Genomic DNA, 17,914 nt, shown 5'->3' with positions numbered 1-17,914 from the left:
TGTTCTCCTGCGGCAAATCCCGCCTTTTGCGTCTGGCAGCAATAAGATAAGCGGAACTCATGACACTGACCGTTAGCGATCTTGCCGTCACCCGGGGCGGTATCCCTGTTCTCGAGGGACTGAGCTTTGTGCTGGAACCCGGTCGCGCACTGATCCTGCGCGGCCCCAACGGGATTGGAAAAACTACCCTGCTACGAACGCTGGCCGGGTTGCAGCCGCCCTTGGCTGGCCGGATCGAAGGGGCTGAAGACCGGATCGCCTATGCCGCGCATTCGGATGGTTTGAAACCCACCCTGTCAGTGACAGAAAACCTGACTTTCTGGGCTTCGGTTTTTGGCAAACCGGACATTCAGCCCGCGCTGGACGCCTTTGATCTGAATGATCTGGCAGACCGCCACGCAGGCAACCTGTCCGCAGGTCAGAAACGTCGTCTGGGTCTGGCCCGGATGCTGGTCACCGGACGCCCGATCTGGATGTTGGACGAACCCACCGTGTCTCTGGATCGCAATGCCGTGCAGATGTTCGCCGATGCGGTGCGGGCACATCTGGGGCAGGGTGGTTCGGCCCTGATCGCCACTCATATCGACCTCGGGCTGGACGGAGAGGTTCTGGATGTCGGTCCCAACAAGGCCAAACCAAAACCCATCGACGACTTTGACGGAGGTTTCCTGTGATCGCCTTGCTTTTGCGCGACCTGAAGCTGGCCTTCCGTGCGGGCGGGGGTTTTGGTCTGGGTCTGGCCTTTTTTCTGATCGTGACCGTTCTGGTACCGTTTTCCGTTGGGCCGCAATCCTCGCTGCTGTCGACTATCGCACCGGGCGTCCTATGGCTGGGGGCGCTGTTGGCGTGCCTCTTGTCGCTGGATCGTCTTCTGGCACTGGATTGGGAGGACGGATCGCTGGACCTGCTGGCCACCGCGCCGCTGCCGCTCGAGGCTGTCGTGACGATCAAGGCGCTGGCCCATTGGCTGACCACCGGCTTGCCGTTGGTTCTGGCCGCGCCGTTTCTGGGCGTTTTGCTGAACCTGCCTGCGCCGGGTTTTTTCTGGTTGGTCATCTCGCTGCTGATCGGCACCCCGGCGATGAGCGTCATCGGCACGTTTGGCGCGGCGCTGACCGTGGGGCTCAAACGTGGCGGACTGCTGCTGTCACTGCTGGTTCTTCCGCTTTACGTGCCGACGCTGATTTTCGGTGCCGAAGTCGCCCGGCGGGGCGCGACTGGCATGGAAACACAAACGCCCCTGTTGATGCTGGCCGGAATCACGGCAGCGACCATAGCCCTGCTGCCCTTTGCCAGCGCCGCCGTGCTGCGGATCAATCTGCGGTGAACCGCCACAACTTTGACTGATGTCAATTGAGAACAGACCCGAGTCGGACTAGATAGAGCCCATGTCGATTGCAGCCAAAGCCAACGCCCTCTGGGAATATGCCAACCCGCGCAAGTTTCTTGCCACCAGTGAACGTGTGCTGCCGTTCTTCTGGGTCACCTCGACGGTTTGCATTGTCGTCGGCCTGATCTGGGGGTTTTTCTTTACCCCTGACGACTACAAACAGGGCTCGACCGTCAAGATCATCTATCTGCATGTGCCCGCCGCTTTGATGGCGATCAATTGCTGGCTGATGATGCTGGCGACATCGCTGGTCTGGCTGGTGCGGCGCCATCATGTCAGCGCGCTGGCTGCGCGGGCTGCGGCACCGGTCGGAATAGTCATGACACTGATCGCACTGGCAACCGGCGCGATCTGGGGGCAGCCGATGTGGGGAACATGGTGGGCCTGGGATCCGCGCCTGACCTCGTTCCTGATTCTCTTCCTGTTCTATCTGGGCTACGTCGCGCTGTGGGAGGCCATCGAAGACCCCGATACGGCGGCCGACCTGACATCGGTGTTGTGTCTGGTGGGGTCGGTCTTTGCGATCCTCAGCCGCTATGCGGTGAATTTCTGGAATCAGGGTCTGCATCAGGGTGCATCCGTGATGCGCGCTGCAGCTGTGACCGGGGCGGATACCGAAGAGAAGGTCAGCAACATCTATTTCTACCCGCTGCTTTTGTGCATCGTTGGCTTTGTCCTTCTGTTCATCGCGCTGGTGCTGTATCGCACCGGCACGGAAATCCGGGCGCGCCGGATCAAGGCGCTGCTGGCACGGGAAAGGGTGGGCGGATGATCCCCGATCTTGGTAAATATGCGGATACGGTTTTGTCGGCCTATGCGGCCTCGATTGTCCTTTTGGTTGCCCTGATCGTGTTCAGCGTGCTGCGCGGACGCAAGGTGCGCGCCGAAATGGAAAAAATCGAACAGAGGATGACGCGTAATGGCTAAGATCTCGCCACTTATGATCGCGCCGCCGCTGATCTTTGGCGCGTTTGCCGTTTTGGCGGGAATCGGGATGTTCCGCGACGACCCCAATGCATTGCCCTCGGCCCGGGAAGGCCAGACCGCGCCGCCCGTCGTCATGACTGAGTTCCCAGGCAAATCCGGCTTCGACGATGCCACCCTGCGCGACGGAGAGGTCAAGCTGGTCAACTACTGGGCCAGCTGGTGCGCCCCGTGCCGGGCCGAACACCCGAATCTGGAGGCTCTGGCGCAGGAAGGCATTCCGATCTACGGCATCAATTACAAAGACCCGTTGGGTAATGCCGAAGCTTTTCTGACCGAACTGGGCGATCCCTACGCCGGGATCGGACGGGATGAGCAGGGGCGTATGGGGTTGGACTGGGGCGTCTACGGCGTACCTGAGACCTATGTGATTGACGGCGAGGGCACCATCATTCTGCGCCATGCCGGGCCAATCACCCAGCGCGTCATCGCAAGCACGATCCGCCCTGCACTGGAGAAGGCGGCAGTGCAATAGGCTGGTAAGCTTGGGCCGACTGCATTCAAAGGCGATATCCGCCCGAGACTGTCAGAACCTCTCCGGTTATGAAGGACGCCGCGTCGGAACACAGAAATCGCACGGCCCCAGCAATATCGCTTGGGGTTCCAGCGCGTCCCAGCGCGGTGTCCTTGACGAATAACTCGGTCAGGTCATCCGGACGTGGTGCCTCGGGGATGTTGATCGCACCTGGCGCGACCGCATTGACGCGAACTCCGGCCGGCCCAAGCTCTTTCGCCATCGCGCGGGTCCAGAGGTTCAGCGCCGCTTTGCTGGCACCGTAAGTGACCGCGTCACGTGGTGGCAGAACCGAATTGACCGAAGAAATGCTGACGATGGCCGTCCCTGGTTGCAGGTGCGGCAGGGCCGCTGCCAGCAATGCGGCCGGAACCAGAAGGTTCAGATCCAGGATCGCCCGATGGTCTTCCGCTTCAAAATACTCTTTCGGAGTCGAGGCAACCAGACCGGCGTTGTTCACGATCACATCCAACTGGCCGAAATGATCCAGAACTTGTGCTATGACAGCTTCTGGCTGGTCCTTTTGCGTCAGGTCAGACCGTATTGACAGCAGGTTGTGGTTCGCTTTCCAATGGACCGGCTCAGTGGAGCGCCATGTGAATGCCACCCGATGATCTTTTTCCAGTTCCTCGACAATCGCACGTCCAATTCCCCGTGCGCCGCCCGTAACCAATGCCACTTTTTTCATCTGCTTCTCCTGCCCACACCAGAACGGGATTGGGGGCAAAAGGCAACTTCTTCTGTTTAAAAATACCCTGTAGAGCGAGGCAATGCCGCGCAAGAGAAAGGCGCCCGCAAAGGGCGCCCTTCAAAAAGCTATATCTGGTCCGGCTCAGCCAGCTTTGGCCAGGTTCCGCAACACATAGTGCAGCACGCCGCCGTTCTCGATGTACTCGATCTCGGGCGCGGTATCGATGCGGCACTTGAGGCTGATGGTCTTCTCGGAACCGTCACCATAGACGATGGTACAGGGAACCTCTTGCAGCGGCTGGATGGTATCCAGACCGTGGATCGAAACCGTTTCATCCCCCTTCAGACCCAGCGATTTACGAGTATCGCCACCGGTAAACTCGAACGGGATAACACCCATGCCAACCAGGTTCGAACGGTGAATACGCTCGAAGCTTTCAGCGATCACGGCCTTGACGCCCAGTAGTGCCGTGCCTTTGGCCGCCCAGTCACGCGAAGACCCCGCGCCGTACTGCTCGCCGCCAAAGACGACCAGCGGAACGCCCTGTTCCTGATAAGCCATCGACGCCTCGTAGACCGAGGTCTGTTCGCCATCAGGGCCCTTGGTATAGCCGCCTTCGACGCCGTCCAGCATCTCGTTTTTGACGCGGATGTTGGCAAAAGTGCCGCGCATCATGACCTCGTGGTTGCCGCGGCGCGACCCGTACGAGTTGAACTCGCGCGGCTGAACCTGACGGTCCGTCAGATACTTACCGGCCGGAGTTGTCGTCGCAAAGGAACCTGCAGGCGAGATGTGGTCGGTGGTGATCATGTCACCCAGGATCAGTAGAACCTTGGCACCATCGATATTCGAGATCGTGCCAGGCTCGGACCCCATGCCCTGGAAGTAGGGCGGGTTCTGAATGTAGGTCGAGGTCGGGGGCCAGTCATAGGTCTCCGCATCGGTGGTCTCGACCGACTGCCACTTCTCGTCGCCCTTGAAGACGTCGGCGTATTTCGACTGGAACGCCTCGCGGGTCACGGTCTGTTCGACCAGTTCCGCAACTTCCTGCTGGGTCGGCCAGATGTCTTTCATAAAGACGTCATTGCCGTCCTTGTCCTGACCAATCGGTTCCGACGTCAGGTCGATATCCATCGTGCCGGCCAGCGCGTAAACGACAACCAGCGGCGGTGAGGCCAGATAGTTGGCACGTACGTCAGGCGAGATACGGCCTTCGAAGTTGCGGTTGCCCGACAGGACCGACGTGGCAACCAAATCGCCTTCGGCAATCGCATCGGACAGCTCTTTCTGTATGGGACCCGAGTTGCCGATACAGGTGGTACAGCCGTAACCGACAAGGTTGAAGCCGATCTGGTCCAGATCTTCCTGCAAGCCGGCGGCTTCAAGATAGGCCGACACAACCTGCGAACCCGGTGCCAGCGAGGTTTTGACCCACGGCTTGCGGTCAAGACCCAGCGCAGCCGCCTTGCGCGCCACCAGACCCGCGCCAATCATCACGTATGGGTTCGAGGTGTTGGTGCACGAGGTGATCGAGGCGATTACGACCTTACCCGATTCCATGGTGTAGTCTTCGCCTTTGACGGCGACTTCCTTGCCCATAGGGCGCTTGAACGTCTCGGCCATTTCCTTGGTGAAAGCGGCCTTGGCGTTGGTCAGTGCGACATAGTCCTGCGGGCGTTTCGGGCCCGAGATCGCGGGAACGATGGTGCCCATGTCCAGCGACAGGGTGTCGGTGTAGATCGGCGCATAGTTCTCATCGCGCCAGAAACCGTTTTCTTTGGCGTAGGCTTCGACCAGTGCGATGCGATCTTCGTCACGGCCGGTGTTGCGCAGGTAGCGCAGCGTTTCACCGTCGATCGGGAAGAAACCACAGGTCGCGCCGTATTCCGGCGCCATGTTGGCGATGGTCGCACGGTCGGCCAGCGGCAGACGGTCCAGACCCTCGCCGTAGAACTCGACGAATTTGCCCACGACGCCTTTTTCACGCAGCATTTCCACGACCTTCAGAACAAGGTCGGTCCCGGTGGTGCCTTCGACCAAATCGCCGGTCAGTTCAAAGCCGATGACTTCGGGGATCAGCATCGAGATCGGCTGACCCAGCATTGCGGCCTCGGCCTCGATTCCGCCGACGCCCCAACCCAGAACGGCCATGCCGTTGACCATGGTGGTGTGGCTGTCAGTGCCGACAAGCGTGTCGGGGTAGGCGACTTCATCCCCATTCTGGTCAGTGTCTGTCCAGACGGTCTGCGCCAGATACTCCAGGTTCACCTGGTGGCAGATACCGGTTCCGGGGGGCACAACGCGGAAGTTGTTGAAGGCCGACTGTCCCCACTTCAAGAACTGGTAACGCTCCATGTTCCGCTCATATTCGCGGTCCACATTCATCTGGAACGCGCGCGGGTTGCCGAATTCGTCAATCATGACCGAGTGGTCGATGACCAGATCAACCGGGTTCAACGGATTGATCTTCTGAGCATCGCCGCCCAGACCCTTGATGCCGTCGCGCATCGCGGCAAGGTCGACCACGGCAGGAACGCCGGTGAAGTCCTGCATCAGGACGCGCGCCGGACGATAGGCGATCTCGCGCGGGTTCTTGCCGCCCTTGGCACCCCATTCGGCAAAAGCCTTGATGTCGTCGACTGAGACCGAAAAGCCGTCATCTTCGAACCGCAACATGTTTTCCAGCACAACTTTCAGCGCGGCGGGAAGCTTGGAAAAATCGCCCAGACCGGCCTCTTGCGCGGCGGGGATCGAGTAATAGGAAATGGACTTGCCATTCACGCTCAGGCTGCGGCGTGTCTTGGCGGTATCCTGTCCGACTTTGATGGGCATCTAATGGCCTCCCTCTCAAAATGACGTGGATTATGGGATTCGCTGAGGGGTATCTGCATCACGTTTAGCCTTGGTTCAAGGTCCAACACGACAAGTGCGGCAATTTTTGTATACCATTGCACACATTTTTTACAATTTGGGTGTCATAGGTCTCAAGAAACCTTGATTGGCGGTTGATCTTTGAACGGTCTAAACCTGTCTGGCAACCGACCAAACCGAGGCCGCCATGTTCAGAATGACTATCTTTTCAACGCTTGCGTCATTGCTACTGGCGGCACCGGTTCTGGCTGAAAACGATCCCGTCGTTGTAGAACTTTTCACCTCTCAAGGCTGTTCATCCTGCCCGCCTGCGGATCGAATCCTGCATGATCTGGTCAAGCGCGACGACGTCATCGGGCTGGCGCTACACGTCGACTACTGGGACTACATCGGCTGGAAGGACGAATTTGCCGATCCCGATCATACCACGCGCCAACGCGCCTATGCCCGTCAGGGCGGGCGGTCGATGATTTACACACCGCAGATGGTGATAAACGGCCAACAGGACATCGTTGGCGCGCAATTGCGGGAACTGAACCGACTGATTGACGCGCATCTCAAAGCCACCCCTAAGGCTTCAGTCAATGCCAGCCGGACTGGGAACGACGTTGTTGTGGATGTGACGCCCGTCAACCTACCGGTTGGAGAGACGTATGACGTGCGTGTCGTTCAGTATTCTCCGATGCGACACGCCTCGATCCGCAGGGGCGAGTTGGCGGGACACGAACTGGACTATGCCAATGTTGTCGAATCCTGGCAGAGCGCCGGGCAGTGGGACGGGGTCGCGCCACAGCGGTTTTCGACGGTGTTGACCTCGGATCTTCCTGCGGTTGTGCTGGTGCAGAAAACGGGGCACGGCCCCATCGTTGCTGCAGCCAAGGCAAAATGAATTAGGGCATATCTTCCGGCTGAACCCCCAGCCCGTTCCATGTTTTCCAGCGTCGGTGAATCCAAAACCACTGACCCATGTGTTTGCGAACCACGGCTTCAAGATCATCATTGGTGAACTGGGTCATTGTTTTGGCGTCAGTATGCGGAACAGGATCATGCAGAATGATCTCGAAATCGATCCCGTTCGGCTGGCGCACTGCATAGCATGGGATCAGCACGGCACCATATTTGATCGCCAGTTCAGCATTCAAAACCGAGGTGACAGCCGGTTTGCCGAAAAAAGTCAGATCCTCACCGCCCTGGGCGTGCAGGTCGGACACGATGGCGATGATCCCGCCTTTTTTGAGCGAACGAACCATTTCGACCATACCCCGACGGCCCTGTTCGAACATCGGCTCACCGGTTTTGTAGAAAGCTTCAACGTAAATGTCGTTGAAATACGGGTTGGCCATTCGGCGATACAGGCAACCGATGGGTTTGCCGCTGTGGTTCTGCAGCGCGACTCGGGCCGCGAGGTAGTGTCCGAAATGCGCGGTAATCATCATGACCGGTTTGCCTTCGGCCACGGCGGCATCAAAAGCAGCGATGCCGGGACCCGAAATTTTGGCATCCTTCTGCCGCTCGGAAAAGCCTTCGGGCGAAAAATGCTCCATGATCGCCCGGCCCGCATTGTCGGGAACGGCGCTGCAAATGCGGCGAACCTCGGCATCGGGCAGATCGGGGCATGTCAGTTTGAGGTTGCGGCGCACGCGGTTTGTGAAGCCAACAATCGGCGACAGGCCGCGCACAATGGCACCCATTGCCGCAATGCGCCGTTCGTACGGCAATAGCCGCATCGTACCGATTACAGCTTTGAGGAAAAGGCTGGTGATGTAGTATTTACCAAGCTCAAAGCGGCTCAGTTCCGACTTTTCGACGGGCATGTAGGTGTCTCACCAGATATTCGATTTGCGGGCTCAGACATACAGGTCAGAAACCGCAACCACAAGCGTTCAGCAAATCCGGAGGGATCACCATTGCGTTCCGGCGTGTCGCATTATTGTTCATCGCCTTCTTGTTCGATCAAGGTGATGGCTCCTTCATCCACCAGTGCGCGAATGACACCGACAACCTGCGCCATCGCGTCGTCCGCATCCTTTTGCCTGACCTTGCCCCGTTCACCCATTTCCTCGCGCAGATTTTCCGCCATGCGCGTAGAAATGTTGGAAAGCAGGAATTCGACCGAAGCCCTGTCTTCATCGGCGATTGCGCCCGCCAGTGCGGTCACTAGCACGGGTTGATCGATACCGCGCAACAGCGCGGGGATGTCCCGCGCAGTGATGCGGTTTGATATGTGGGCAAAGGTAAAGATGGACTGGCGTACCACACTGGCAAAGTCGGAATCCTCTTCATCCAGCGCGGTCAGCAACCCGTCCCGGGTTGTTGCAGCCGACTGGTTCAGGATTGCACCGACACGGGCGCCGGGGTGGTCCGCAAAGGCCGGGGCAGGGCGCTGATCCAGTTGGGCGGCCAGCGACCATCCAATCCGCTCAACCGCTTCGGGCGTGATGTTGGCCGTTTTGGATACGGCATAGGTTATGCGGCGGGCCACGGGGCCTGGAAGGTGACCAAGCAGTTCTGCGGCCTTGGGCGTATCAAGCTTGGACAACATCACGGCGGCAATTTCGGTGCTTTCCGCCTGCGCCATACTGGCCAGATCTTCGATAGGTATTTCACGAAGGCGCAGCCACGGGTCGCCGATCTGACGCACGCCGGCAACCTTTCGCAATCGCGCTGCCGTTGCCGGTGTAATTTTGCCGTTGACGGCATCCAGAGCGCCTGCCAGCCCGTGCGGGAAGGCCAAGCCGACGCCTTCAAGCGCGCGCGTAAATTCCCGAGCGACCGCATCAAGCGTGACGCGGTCCACCAGACCCATCTGTCCCAGCTGGTGGGTCAGTTTCTCCTGCAAGGCGTCCGGGAGTTCTTCCAATGGAATGTCGGCGCCTTCGTTTAGAAGAAGCCTAACGATAACAGCGGCTTTTTGCCGGTTGCTAAGCTGTCGGGGCACAACACGCGCCGCGTCTTCTTCTTCCCCTTCGATCACCGGCGTCGAAGCAGCCGGAGATATATGTACCAGAGCTTTGGCGTCTTGCATCTGTCCGCGGTCCCAAATTGCGATTTCACGAGCAGATTACGAAGCAACAGGTAAATTTACCCTGAACCTCAGTAGCTGTAGGTCAGCCCGGTGCGGATTGCATCGCGCAGAGAGGTCTCGGCCCATGTGCCTTCGCCGCCCCGTGCCTTGATCTCGCGCCACTGTGCTATGGCTAGATCGGTTTTCCCTTCTGCAACAAAACCCTGCGCCATATAGCTACGGGCAAGGATGTTGTCCGGGTTAGCGGAGATAGCGTTTTGATAAAAAACGTTGGCCAGTTCCAGTTCGCCCATCTTGCGGTAGGTAAAGCCCCAGTAGGTCATGACGCGGTCGTCATTCTGATCCATCACGCGCAATATCGCCTGCGCGTTTTCATACTGGCCATCGTAGGCCAGTTCCCGAACTGCATCATAAAGCTGATCTTCGGTGAAATTGGTTTTGTTCGGTTTGACACAGCGACCAGCCGTCTCGTCATACACGCGCCCGAACAGGCATTTCTTGGTCGTGTTTGTCGGCTTTGGGGGGCTGCTGTCGCCACCACCTGCTGCGAACGCGGCGGGAGCGAGCACAAAAGCCTGAAGGGCAAGTGCTGAGGCTAGTACGAGGCGCATATTCCTACTCCGTTTTCAAAGGAACTTGTCAAAAGCATAGCGTGATCTTCAGAAAAGCTAACAATTGACTGATCGCTTTTATTCACAAGCAGGAAAGATTTTTCAGCTGTTGACGATTTTGGTGCAGCTTTGTGTCTCGGTGTCCCAGATTGTGCCGGGTTCGCAGGACTGGGTCTGATTGGTGTGATTGCTGCAGGCAAGTGCGACCGATGCAACGCAGGAAAATGTCAACGCGCAGAGAATGGTTCGAAACATTGGACTCTCCCATCCGGAAAATGCACCTGCAGGATAACCCAATTCCGTCAATCTGGCAAAAAACAAGACCCGGATCGGGGAAGCGACCCGGGTCCTAAAAGAAATCAAACGTCTGCGCTATTCACCAAAGACGCGGGCGAAAATGGTGTCCACGTGTTTGGTGTGATAGCCAAGGTCGAATTTCTCTTCGATTTCCTCGACGGTCAATGCGGCGGTGACGTCGGGGTCTGCCAGCAGCTCTTCTTTGAAATCGGTGCGGTGTTCCCAGACTTTCAGTGCGTTGCGCTGAACCATGGCATAGGCGTCCTCGCGGCTGACGCCAGCTTGTGTCAGCGCCAGCAGCACCCGCTGGCTCATCACAAGGCCGGGGAACTTGTTCATGTTTTCGATCATGTTCTCGGGGAAGATCAGCATCTTGTCGATCACGCCTGTCAGTCGTGCCAGCGCAAAGTCCAGCGTGATTGTGGCATCCGGTCCGATCATGCGTTCGACCGAAGAATGCGAGATATCCCGCTCGTGCCAGAGCGCCACGTTTTCCATCGCCGGGATCACGGCCGCGCGCACCATGCGCGCCAGACCGGTCAGGTTCTCGGTCAGGACCGGGTTCTTCTTGTGCGGCATGGCCGAAGAGCCTTTTTGACCCATCGAGAAGAACTCAGCCCCCTCCAACACCTCGGTCCGCTGCATGTGGCGGATTTCGATGGCGATGTTTTCGATGCTGCTGGCGATGACGCCCAGCGTTGCAAAAAACGCGGCATGACGGTCACGGGGGATGACTTGGGTGCTGATTGGCTCGGGGACCAGACCCAGTTGATCGCAGACATGCTCCTCGACGCGCGGGTCGATATTGGCGAAGGTGCCGACCGCGCCGCTGATCGCGCCCGTGGCAATCTCGGCGCGCGCATCGCGCATCCGGGACAGGTTGCGGTCCATCTCGGCGTAGAAACGCGCGAATGTCAGGCCCATCGTTGTCGGCTCGGCGTGGATGCCGTGGCTGCGACCAATGCGGACAGTGTCCTTGTGTTCGATTGCGCGACGTTTTAGGGCGGCCAGCAGACCTTCGAGGTCGGCGACCAGAATATCTGCGGCGCGGGTCAGCTGCACGTTGAAACATGTGTCCAGCACGTCCGAGCTGGTCATGCCCTGATGGACAAAGCGGGCCTCATCGCTGCCGACATGTTCTGCCAGATGGGTCAGAAAGGCGATGACGTCATGTTTTGTGACGGCTTCGATCTCGTCGATGCGGGCCACGTCGAATTCCACGTCCTTGGCTTTCCAGACGGCTTCGGCGTTTTCGCGCGGGATCACCCCCAGATCGGCCATGGCGTCACAGGCATGCGCCTCGATCTCGTACCAGATGCGGAACTTGGTCTCGGGCGACCAGATGGCAACCATGTCAGGGCGGGAATAACGGGGTATCATTGGCGGCTGCACCTTTTTGTGTTTGGGATGAGGCGTTGCGCGGGGTTTAGCCGTGCATGCAAAAGGGAACAAGGTGCGAGTGCCGAGATGAGACGGTTTGCCCTGATTTTGATGCTGTGGCCCGGATTTCTGGCCGCAGAGGAGTTCCGCCAGTTGTCGGGCAACGAGATACTTGTCGCCTTGACCAGCAAGAAGCTCGATTATGGAGAAGGAGCCTGGCAGAGCTTCGACGCCAATATGCTGACCCAGTATTTCTCGGGCAGGCCCAGTTCGGGCCGCTGGAATGTGCGTGACGACAGGTACTGTTCGCTTTGGCCGCCTTCGGATTTGTGGGCGTGTTACGACGTTCAGGTAAGCGGGCAGAGGGTGCGTTTTGTCGATGACAATGGCGGCGTGACGGATGGGACCTACGTTGATTGAAAATATGGGTTGGTCAAGTAGCTGAGCGCTGCATATTGAAGATCGTTGCCGCCCGGTTTCCCGAACCATGCGCGCCCTGATGCTGGACAAGTACCGTTTTGGTGGGCCAAGCTGCGTGAAGTGAAACCAACAGGTTATTGAGATATGCGTATTATTTTGAATTCCGCACTGGCTGCCTGTGCGGGGATGTGGTTGGTATGCATCCCACCCGCATCGGCGGACACACCGGTCACCTATACCGACGACGGGCGCGCGCTGTTCCGGTTTAACGTGCCCGATTTCTGGACATTGCGCACAGGCGGAATTCGGGAAATCGAAGATACGCAACTTGGCGATCCGCGTGCTGTGGCCCGGGTCATGGGGATGCGTCCAGTCACTGACGATAATGTCTGGATGGGTTTTGTGTCGCCGAACGGTGTCAAAAGCATCGCTGACGGGCTGCGTTATCTGGAAGATATCGACAAGTTTCTGGTCAAGGAGCCGACGGTCACAAGTACCAGTGACAGGCGCATCGGCGGTTTGCCCGCACGTGTGATCCGCGGGACAGGCAACAGGGATGGCAGGGGGGTGAACTTTACCGCCACTGTGATCGATCTGCCGCGTGACCGTGTTGCGATCGTCGTCGCAATCCTGCGCAACGGAGCGGATCCGGCCTATGCCGATACACTGAATGCCGTTTTCGCGTCATTCCAGCCTGCGCGGTAAGGAGGTTCAGATGACAAGAAGATTTATCAAACCCTCTGTTCTGGCGCTGGGGCTTGGGGCATCCAGCCTTCTGCTGACGGCATGCGACGGTGTCTCGGTTGGTGTCGGGGTCGGATATGGATATGACCCGTTTTACGACTCGATGCTGTGGAACGACTACTACCATGACGTGGATGTCGATATTGACGTGAACAGGCCAGTCAGACCTGATCGACCGAACCGACCCGGCGGGCAACCACCGACACGTCCAAGGCCACCTGTGGCGAAGCCACCGGTGACCCGGCCTCCGGCCGCCCGACCGCCGATACACCGCCCTGCTCCCCGCCGACGGTAATCAACGGGGCGTTCAGGTCGGCAGCAATTCGGTTGTAATGTGGACGGACGCTTCCAAAGTTCTGTGCACGGGGCATTTGTCGGCGATTTCCATAAGCCGGGTGCGTTGGTCCTGCGTCAGCGGGCCTTCCAGCCGGATTTTTCTGCGGAACAGGTCAACCTTGCCTTCCGTGACAAGCCCGGCATCCTGCGCATGAACCTTGTCATGGCAGACATCGACGCTGACATGGGTCAGCGGCCAGTTCTTGCGCCGCGCATACATGCGGATCGTCATGGACGTGCACGCACCCAGGCCGGATGACACGAAACCATAGGGCGACATGCCCCGATCCGTACCCCCGTACGAGGCTGGCTCATCCGCGACCGCGTGGTGACGAGGGCCAGCCTGAATATCCTGCAAGAAGCCGGATGGGTCGGCCTCGATCACCCGCACCACACCTTCCGGCGCGCCGGGCGGCGGTGCGGGCGGACACAAGGGTACGTAACGTCCAACCCAGGCCGAGATTACATCGGCGGCGTATTCGGCATCGGAGGCCCGCGTAATTAGGTGATCGGCATCATCGAGGGTGACAAAGCTTTTGGGATGTTTGGCGGCCTGGAAAATCGCACCGGCATTGTCGATGCTCACCGTTTCGTCACGTGGGGCATGCAGGATCAGAAGTGCAGCCTTCAAATCACCGATGGCCGGGGTCAAAGCGGATTCTGAAATGTCATCCACAAAGGCCTTACCGATCCGAAACGGCCGCCCGCCCAGCAGAACCTCGGCCGAACCGTCCTGTTCGATTTCCGGCAACGCGGCTTCGAAATGGTGGGACACGTGCCCGGGATCGGCCGGTGCGCCAAGAGTGACAACAGCCTTGACCGAGGGAATGCCCGCACGTGCCCGCAGAACAGCGGCGCCGCCCAGCGAATGCCCGATCAGCAGGGCAGGAGCCATGTCGCGCCCTTCCAGATAAGTCGCCGCCGCGATCAGATCTTCAACATTTGACGAAAAAGTCGTGTTTGCAAACTCGCCTCCAGAATGCCCCAAACCTGTAAAATCAAAACGCAGCACGGCAATGCCCATGACCGCCAGGCGCGCAGAAATGCGCCGCGCGGCAGGGATGTCTTTGGAACAGGTAAAGCAGTGCGCAAAAAGGGCTGTTGCCAAAACCGGCCCGTCGGGCAGGTCAAGGCGAGCTGCCAGTTGGCTGCCATCGTGCCCGGAAAATGTAATGCGTTCGGTCGGCATAAGGAACTCCTTGGTCGTTGGCTTCACAGTGGGCACAGCGACGCCTTATCTCAACCCGCCTGACATGTGCCTCACGCGGAGGTGACAGGAATTCCCGAGTTCTTCTTATGCCAAAAGCATCTGTGAAGGCACGAGAGGCAGAACCTCTCGCAGAATGCCAGGTGACGCGGTCTGGTTGGAAGGAGACCTAAGCCAAACCCATCAGGGCTGGATCAAAGGGATATTTCGTCAGGTTCTCATATCCGTCCTCGGTGATCAGAACCTGATCCTCAAGCTTGATCGAAAAGTCGCCGCCGACTTCTCCGACCGCTGCCTCGACACACAGAACCATGCCCGGTTCAAGCGGGTAGTCGTAGGCACCCGCAACCGCCTGATCCGGATAGGCAACCAGAGGCCATTCATCGCACAGGCCCACGCCATGCATCAGGCAGCCGTATTTCTGGGCCTGGAACTTTTCGTCCAGCCTATGAGCATTGGCCGTCAGTTCGGGGATCGTGACGCCGGGCTTCAGCATTTCCATGTTGGTCATGATATGTTCATGCGCGTGCTGCATGGCATAGATCATGTCGGCGCGCGGCTTCTCATCGCCGATCCACCAGGTGCGGGAAATGTCGATGCAGATCCCGTAGGAACCGATCAGGTCCGTGTCAAAGGCAATGATTTCGTTCTTCCGGGTTACCCGGGGGCCACATTCCTGAAACCAAGGGTTTGTTCGCTGGCCCGAGGCAAGCAGGCGCGTTTCAATCCATTCGCCGCCGCGCCGGATGTTTTCGGCGTGCAAGATAGCCCAGACATCATCTTCCGAGGTCTTGCCGTCACCAACATTGGCGCGGGCGAACTTTTCCATCTCGCCAACAGCGGTTTCACAGGCGTGATTGGCGCAGCGCATGGCGAGGATTTCGTCGGGACCTTTGATGGCGCGGGTCTTTTCGGTGACCTCTTCTCCTTCCATGATCTCGAATCCCTGCGCTTCAAGTGCGCGCAGCCCGTGCAGCATGATCTTGTCCACTGCCAGTCGTTTGTTGCCGCCGCTGTGTTCGTCGATCAGAAGGCGCACCTCGTTCGAGAAAACATCGGCGGCCACGTCCACCTTGTCACCGCGGTCGAAATAAAACAGATCAGCGCCCGAACGCTGTTCACGCACCAATGGATTGAACTTGGACAGAAAGGGAGAGTTCTTGTAGTCCCAGATCACCATATAGCCGTCGGCGCATAAGAGAACCGCGCGAAAGGGGTTATGTGTATTCCACAGCTGCATGTTGGTGCTATCGGTGGCGTATCGGATGTTCAGCGGATCGAACATCAGCAACCCGCCGTATCCGCGATCAACGATAGATTGGGTCAGCTGTTTCCACCGATATTCCCGCATCCGGGCCAGATCGGGAAGAACCAGACCCGCTTGTTCCCATTCTGCAAACGCCAATTGGGTCGGGCCGATTTCTATGCGATCGTTTTCGTTTGGCGTACCGTCACCCAGCGTTGCCCCCTTGGTCGGGTCGATCTTGCGGGTGTCCCGGTAATGCTGATTCATGGCTTCGCTCCCTTTTGGCCCGGTAAAGATGGTCGTACCGTCCCATGCCGTCTTAGTAGTTTGCGACCCATGTTCAGTCGCTTTTGGACCGACAATACCAAAATACGGTGATAGCCCTAGGCCATGACTGAAATACTGCAACAACACATTCCCTATAACCCGCTGGCTGCGAAGCCGCTGCCGGGGATCCAGCCCGCACACCCCGAAGACTGGTTGAACCGCGACGAAGCGTTTGCAGCCCAGATGCGCAGGCGCGAGGATTTGTTGGCAGAGCGACGCGATGATGTTCTGGCACTGGATCCCGGTGCAGAACCGGCTGCGCAGGAATTGCTGGATATGGTGTTGCGGCAGGTTTACCCTGAAACATCCGATCATGTGATCCGGTCTGACGGGGCGGAAGTGCTGATTGACCGCGCAAGGCCCCTGGATACTCTGTGTCGGCTTGTTCAGGAAGATTTTTGCATTCTGCAGAAACAGGGCGGCGAACATGTTCTGACCGGTGCGATCCTGTGTTTCCCGGCCAGTTGGCGACTGTCCGAGAAATTCATGCGTCCGCTGATCGATATTCATCATACCGTCAACAGTTATGATGAAAACGTCGCCAGGCGGGTTCAGCGTCTGTTTGACGGGATTCAGCCGGATCGACCACTCTGGCGCTTTAACGCGCTGTGGTACGATGACGCCGAGCTGTTTCAGCCCCGAAGTACCAGCGAGCCGCGGAAAATCCGGGATCCGGGAAACACGCCTTTTCTGCGCAGCGAGCGTCAGACCATTCTAAGACTGCCCCAAACGCGCGCCGTTGTTTTCTCGATCCACACTTATGTTCTGGCGGCTGACAGGGTGCTGGAAATGGAAAACCCCGCCTGATGGCGGGGCCTCCTAGGAGGGTCTTCTAGTAAAGCTTCATAGACCTAGGGCGCCGGCAACACCTGCAAATGCGCCACTGGAATTAAGGGTCACGATCGCGACCGTAAAAGCCAGAACCTGAGTATTGAGTCGGAAATCCTCGCCCCGGATCAGGTTCACAGCAGCCAGAGAAAGCGCGATCGGTGCCGACATGCTGGCCACGGCCCCGGTCAGGCCCCAACTTGTCAGACGCAGGATGTCGCTGGGCTTTTCAACCTCGTCGGTGGTCGTTTCATTTGGTGCGTAAGACTGTTGATCCGTCTGCTCTGTTCTGAACGCGATGCTCAGCAATTGATCGTCCGACAACTGGATCGGCCTTGCGTTCGGTTTCGGTATCGCAGCTTCCGGCTGGTAATGATCTGCGGTATTCGAGGTGCTGACGCCTGCAAACGGGCCGGTTACGGACTGAAATATCTGTTTTCTGTCCCGGGGTTTGCTTGGCATTAGCGTATCAAACGCGCTCATGAACTGTTCGATGGTCAAAACCGCGTTGGGCGAAAGCCACTCCACGCGCTGGGTCGAACAGATGTCGACCATGCGATACAGGATCACAACCAGCATAAGCTCGGAAATTTCGCTGTCATCCAGCAAAGCTGACACCGGTGAGACCGAAATGACCAGACGGTTCTTTGGTCGTGTCACCGGAGGTTTGGGTATCGTTTTCAGGCCAGCAGTGCGGTCCAGCCGGTCGAAACGGTCGTCGACCCCGTTCAATTCCGTATCCAGTGTCAGACGAACCAGATACTGGCTTGAGACGATGCTGGCCTCGGTGCCGCTGAGCAGCGACTTGCGCTCGATCAGATGACCATAGTCTTCCAGCGTCGCCGCGACGATATTGCCAAAGCGTTCGATCGCGCCCTTGGTCTCACCGTCAAATTGCAGACCGCCATGATAACTGTGCTTCCGACTCACCGCGCATTCCTTTGTCGCTTTCTGTCTGAGACCGCAGACTAGCGGGTGATCTGGGGGAGAATTTGACGAAAATGCAAAAAAAATCAATTTTCGCGGGATTGATTACGCTTTGG

General features: G+C 58.3%; 20 protein-coding genes. 10 read left to right on the top strand and 10 right to left on the bottom strand.

Going from position 1 to position 17,914, the window contains the following annotated elements; all coding sequences use genetic code 11:
* Window positions 1-59: 59 nt before the first annotated feature.
* The 5 genes from ccmA to ACR0J8_RS00340 all read left to right on the top strand — a co-directional run bounded on the left by ccmA (window position 60) and on the right by ACR0J8_RS00340 (window position 2,849).
* The gene (gene ccmA / locus ACR0J8_RS00360; RefSeq protein WP_480522550.1) at window positions 60-674 is read left to right on the top strand and encodes a heme ABC exporter ATP-binding protein CcmA; all 615 of its coding nucleotides are present in this window, start codon (window positions 60-62) and stop codon (window positions 672-674) included.
* The gene (gene ccmB / locus ACR0J8_RS00355; RefSeq protein WP_170610195.1) at window positions 671-1,327 is read left to right on the top strand and encodes a heme exporter protein CcmB; all 657 of its coding nucleotides are present in this window, start codon (window positions 671-673) and stop codon (window positions 1,325-1,327) included. Before ccmA ends, ccmB begins: the two co-directional genes overlap by 4 nt.
* A gap of 61 nt (window positions 1,328-1,388) precedes the next feature.
* On the top strand, window positions 1,389-2,162 hold the full coding sequence (locus ACR0J8_RS00350; protein ID WP_480522548.1) for a heme ABC transporter permease: 774 nt from the start codon (window positions 1,389-1,391) through the stop codon (window positions 2,160-2,162).
* The gene (ccmD, locus tag ACR0J8_RS00345) at window positions 2,159-2,317 is read left to right on the top strand and encodes a heme exporter protein CcmD (RefSeq protein ID WP_480522546.1); all 159 of its coding nucleotides are present in this window, start codon (window positions 2,159-2,161) and stop codon (window positions 2,315-2,317) included. The genes ACR0J8_RS00350 and ccmD overlap by 4 nt, the downstream gene beginning before the upstream one ends.
* Window positions 2,310-2,849, top strand: coding sequence for a DsbE family thiol:disulfide interchange protein (locus ACR0J8_RS00340; protein ID WP_170610201.1), 540 nt, complete (start codon window positions 2,310-2,312; stop codon window positions 2,847-2,849). The genes ccmD and ACR0J8_RS00340 overlap by 8 nt, the downstream gene beginning before the upstream one ends.
* Before the next feature lie 25 nt (window positions 2,850-2,874).
* Here ACR0J8_RS00340 and ACR0J8_RS00335 read toward each other — a convergent pair whose 3' ends face one another.
* Together ACR0J8_RS00335 and acnA are read right to left on the bottom strand one after the other, a co-directional pair.
* Window positions 2,875-3,576: an SDR family NAD(P)-dependent oxidoreductase gene (locus tag ACR0J8_RS00335; protein WP_480522545.1), complete on the bottom strand. Its 702-nt coding sequence runs from the start codon at window positions 3,574-3,576 to the stop codon at window positions 2,875-2,877.
* Between the two features lie 144 nt (window positions 3,577-3,720).
* Window positions 3,721-6,411: an aconitate hydratase AcnA gene (gene acnA, locus ACR0J8_RS00330; protein WP_480522544.1), complete on the bottom strand. Its 2,691-nt coding sequence runs from the start codon at window positions 6,409-6,411 to the stop codon at window positions 3,721-3,723.
* A 235-nt stretch (window positions 6,412-6,646) separates the two neighbouring features.
* Here acnA and ACR0J8_RS00325 point away from each other — a divergent pair, with 235 nt between their 5' ends.
* Window positions 6,647-7,339 (top strand): DUF1223 domain-containing protein, encoded by a 693-nt coding sequence (locus tag ACR0J8_RS00325; RefSeq protein WP_480888661.1) that lies wholly within the window; start codon window positions 6,647-6,649, stop codon window positions 7,337-7,339.
* A 1-nt stretch (window position 7,340) separates the two neighbouring features.
* On the opposite strand, the gene ACR0J8_RS00320 is transcribed toward ACR0J8_RS00325, so the two are convergent.
* The 5 genes from ACR0J8_RS00320 to purB form a co-directional block, all read right to left on the bottom strand.
* Entirely contained in the window at window positions 7,341-8,264 is a 924-nt protein-coding gene (locus tag ACR0J8_RS00320) for a lysophospholipid acyltransferase family protein (protein ID WP_480522541.1), read from the bottom strand.
* Window positions 8,265-8,377: 113 nt separating this feature from the next.
* Window positions 8,378-9,475 (bottom strand): flagellar motor switch protein FliG, encoded by a 1,098-nt coding sequence (locus tag ACR0J8_RS00315; RefSeq protein WP_480522540.1) that lies wholly within the window; start codon window positions 9,473-9,475, stop codon window positions 8,378-8,380.
* A gap of 68 nt (window positions 9,476-9,543) precedes the next feature.
* Complete coding sequence (locus ACR0J8_RS00310; protein ID WP_170610210.1) at window positions 9,544-10,086, bottom strand: hypothetical protein; 543 nt, start codon at window positions 10,084-10,086, stop codon at window positions 9,544-9,546.
* 102 nt (window positions 10,087-10,188) lie between these two features.
* Window positions 10,189-10,341 carry a chitin-binding domain-containing protein gene (locus ACR0J8_RS00305; RefSeq protein WP_480522539.1) on the bottom strand — a complete coding sequence of 51 codons (153 nt, stop codon included), beginning with the start codon at window positions 10,339-10,341 and terminating at the stop codon, window positions 10,189-10,191.
* 117 nt (window positions 10,342-10,458) lie between these two features.
* On the bottom strand, window positions 10,459-11,763 hold the full coding sequence (purB, locus tag ACR0J8_RS00300; RefSeq protein ID WP_480522537.1) for an adenylosuccinate lyase: 1,305 nt from the start codon (window positions 11,761-11,763) through the stop codon (window positions 10,459-10,461).
* 87 nt (window positions 11,764-11,850) lie between these two features.
* Here purB and ACR0J8_RS00295 point away from each other — a divergent pair, with 87 nt between their 5' ends.
* The 3 genes from ACR0J8_RS00295 (at window position 11,851) to ACR0J8_RS00285 (ending at window position 13,222) form a co-directional block, all read left to right on the top strand.
* Complete coding sequence (locus tag ACR0J8_RS00295; protein WP_480522535.1) at window positions 11,851-12,183, top strand: hypothetical protein; 333 nt, start codon at window positions 11,851-11,853, stop codon at window positions 12,181-12,183.
* A gap of 144 nt (window positions 12,184-12,327) precedes the next feature.
* A complete protein-coding gene (locus tag ACR0J8_RS00290) occupies window positions 12,328-12,888 on the top strand; it encodes a hypothetical protein (RefSeq protein ID WP_480522534.1) in 561 nt (186 codons plus the stop codon).
* 10 nt (window positions 12,889-12,898) lie between these two features.
* Window positions 12,899-13,222 (top strand): hypothetical protein, encoded by a 324-nt coding sequence (locus tag ACR0J8_RS00285; protein ID WP_170610219.1) that lies wholly within the window; start codon window positions 12,899-12,901, stop codon window positions 13,220-13,222.
* A gap of 12 nt (window positions 13,223-13,234) precedes the next feature.
* On the opposite strand, the gene ACR0J8_RS00280 is transcribed toward ACR0J8_RS00285, so the two are convergent.
* Together ACR0J8_RS00280 and dddP are read right to left on the bottom strand one after the other, a co-directional pair.
* On the bottom strand, window positions 13,235-14,452 hold the full coding sequence (locus tag ACR0J8_RS00280) for a bifunctional alpha/beta hydrolase/OsmC family protein (protein WP_170610221.1): 1,218 nt from the start codon (window positions 14,450-14,452) through the stop codon (window positions 13,235-13,237).
* Window positions 14,453-14,639: 187 nt separating this feature from the next.
* The gene (gene dddP / locus ACR0J8_RS00275; protein WP_480522533.1) at window positions 14,640-15,983 is read right to left on the bottom strand and encodes a dimethylsulfonioproprionate lyase DddP; all 1,344 of its coding nucleotides are present in this window, start codon (window positions 15,981-15,983) and stop codon (window positions 14,640-14,642) included.
* Between the two features lie 123 nt (window positions 15,984-16,106).
* Between dddP and ACR0J8_RS00270 the strand changes: the two genes are divergently transcribed.
* On the top strand, window positions 16,107-16,850 hold the full coding sequence (locus tag ACR0J8_RS00270; RefSeq protein ID WP_480522532.1) for a heme-dependent oxidative N-demethylase family protein: 744 nt from the start codon (window positions 16,107-16,109) through the stop codon (window positions 16,848-16,850).
* Between the two features lie 36 nt (window positions 16,851-16,886).
* Here the strand turns inward: ACR0J8_RS00270 and ACR0J8_RS00265 are convergent, their stop codons facing one another.
* Window positions 16,887-17,801, bottom strand: a complete 915-nt coding sequence (locus ACR0J8_RS00265) for a hypothetical protein (RefSeq protein WP_480522531.1) — start codon at window positions 17,799-17,801, stop codon at window positions 16,887-16,889.
* Window positions 17,802-17,914 lie beyond the last annotated feature (113 nt).

Source organism: Ruegeria sp. N11 (genome assembly GCF_056531525.1).
Note: the sequence above shows the minus strand (reverse complement) of the source record. Positions and strands in the feature narration are given on the sequence as shown.

Bases quoted from the DNA above. Each gene is read 5' to 3' on its own strand.
- ACR0J8_RS00280 (WP_170610221.1), bottom strand. From the start codon at position 14,452: ATGCCGACCGAACGCATTACATTTTCCGGGCACGATGGCAGCCAACTG.
- ACR0J8_RS00315 (WP_480522540.1), bottom strand. From the start codon at position 9,475: ATGCAAGACGCCAAAGCTCTGGTACATATATCTCCGGCTGCTTCGACG.
- purB (WP_480522537.1), bottom strand. From the start codon at position 11,763: ATGATACCCCGTTATTCCCGCCCTGACATGGTTGCCATCTGGTCGCCC.
- ACR0J8_RS00325 (WP_480888661.1), top strand. From the start codon at position 6,647: ATGACTATCTTTTCAACGCTTGCGTCATTGCTACTGGCGGCACCGGTT.
- ACR0J8_RS00350 (WP_480522548.1), top strand. From the start codon at position 1,389: ATGTCGATTGCAGCCAAAGCCAACGCCCTCTGGGAATATGCCAACCCG.
- ACR0J8_RS00335 (WP_480522545.1), bottom strand. From the start codon at position 3,576: ATGAAAAAAGTGGCATTGGTTACGGGCGGCGCACGGGGAATTGGACGT.
- ACR0J8_RS00340 (WP_170610201.1), top strand. From the start codon at position 2,310: ATGGCTAAGATCTCGCCACTTATGATCGCGCCGCCGCTGATCTTTGGC.
- ACR0J8_RS00310 (WP_170610210.1), bottom strand. From the start codon at position 10,086: ATGCGCCTCGTACTAGCCTCAGCACTTGCCCTTCAGGCTTTTGTGCTC.
- dddP (WP_480522533.1), bottom strand. From the start codon at position 15,983: ATGAATCAGCATTACCGGGACACCCGCAAGATCGACCCGACCAAGGGG.
- ccmA (WP_480522550.1), top strand. From the start codon at position 60: ATGACACTGACCGTTAGCGATCTTGCCGTCACCCGGGGCGGTATCCCT.
- ACR0J8_RS00270 (WP_480522532.1), top strand. From the start codon at position 16,107: ATGACTGAAATACTGCAACAACACATTCCCTATAACCCGCTGGCTGCG.
- ACR0J8_RS00305 (WP_480522539.1), bottom strand. From the start codon at position 10,341: ATGTTTCGAACCATTCTCTGCGCGTTGACATTTTCCTGCGTTGCATCG.
- ACR0J8_RS00285 (WP_170610219.1), top strand. From the start codon at position 12,899: ATGACAAGAAGATTTATCAAACCCTCTGTTCTGGCGCTGGGGCTTGGG.
- acnA (WP_480522544.1), bottom strand. From the start codon at position 6,411: ATGCCCATCAAAGTCGGACAGGATACCGCCAAGACACGCCGCAGCCTG.
- ACR0J8_RS00320 (WP_480522541.1), bottom strand. From the start codon at position 8,264: ATGCCCGTCGAAAAGTCGGAACTGAGCCGCTTTGAGCTTGGTAAATAC.
- ACR0J8_RS00290 (WP_480522534.1), top strand. From the start codon at position 12,328: ATGCGTATTATTTTGAATTCCGCACTGGCTGCCTGTGCGGGGATGTGG.
- ccmD (WP_480522546.1), top strand. From the start codon at position 2,159: ATGATCCCCGATCTTGGTAAATATGCGGATACGGTTTTGTCGGCCTAT.
- ACR0J8_RS00295 (WP_480522535.1), top strand. From the start codon at position 11,851: ATGAGACGGTTTGCCCTGATTTTGATGCTGTGGCCCGGATTTCTGGCC.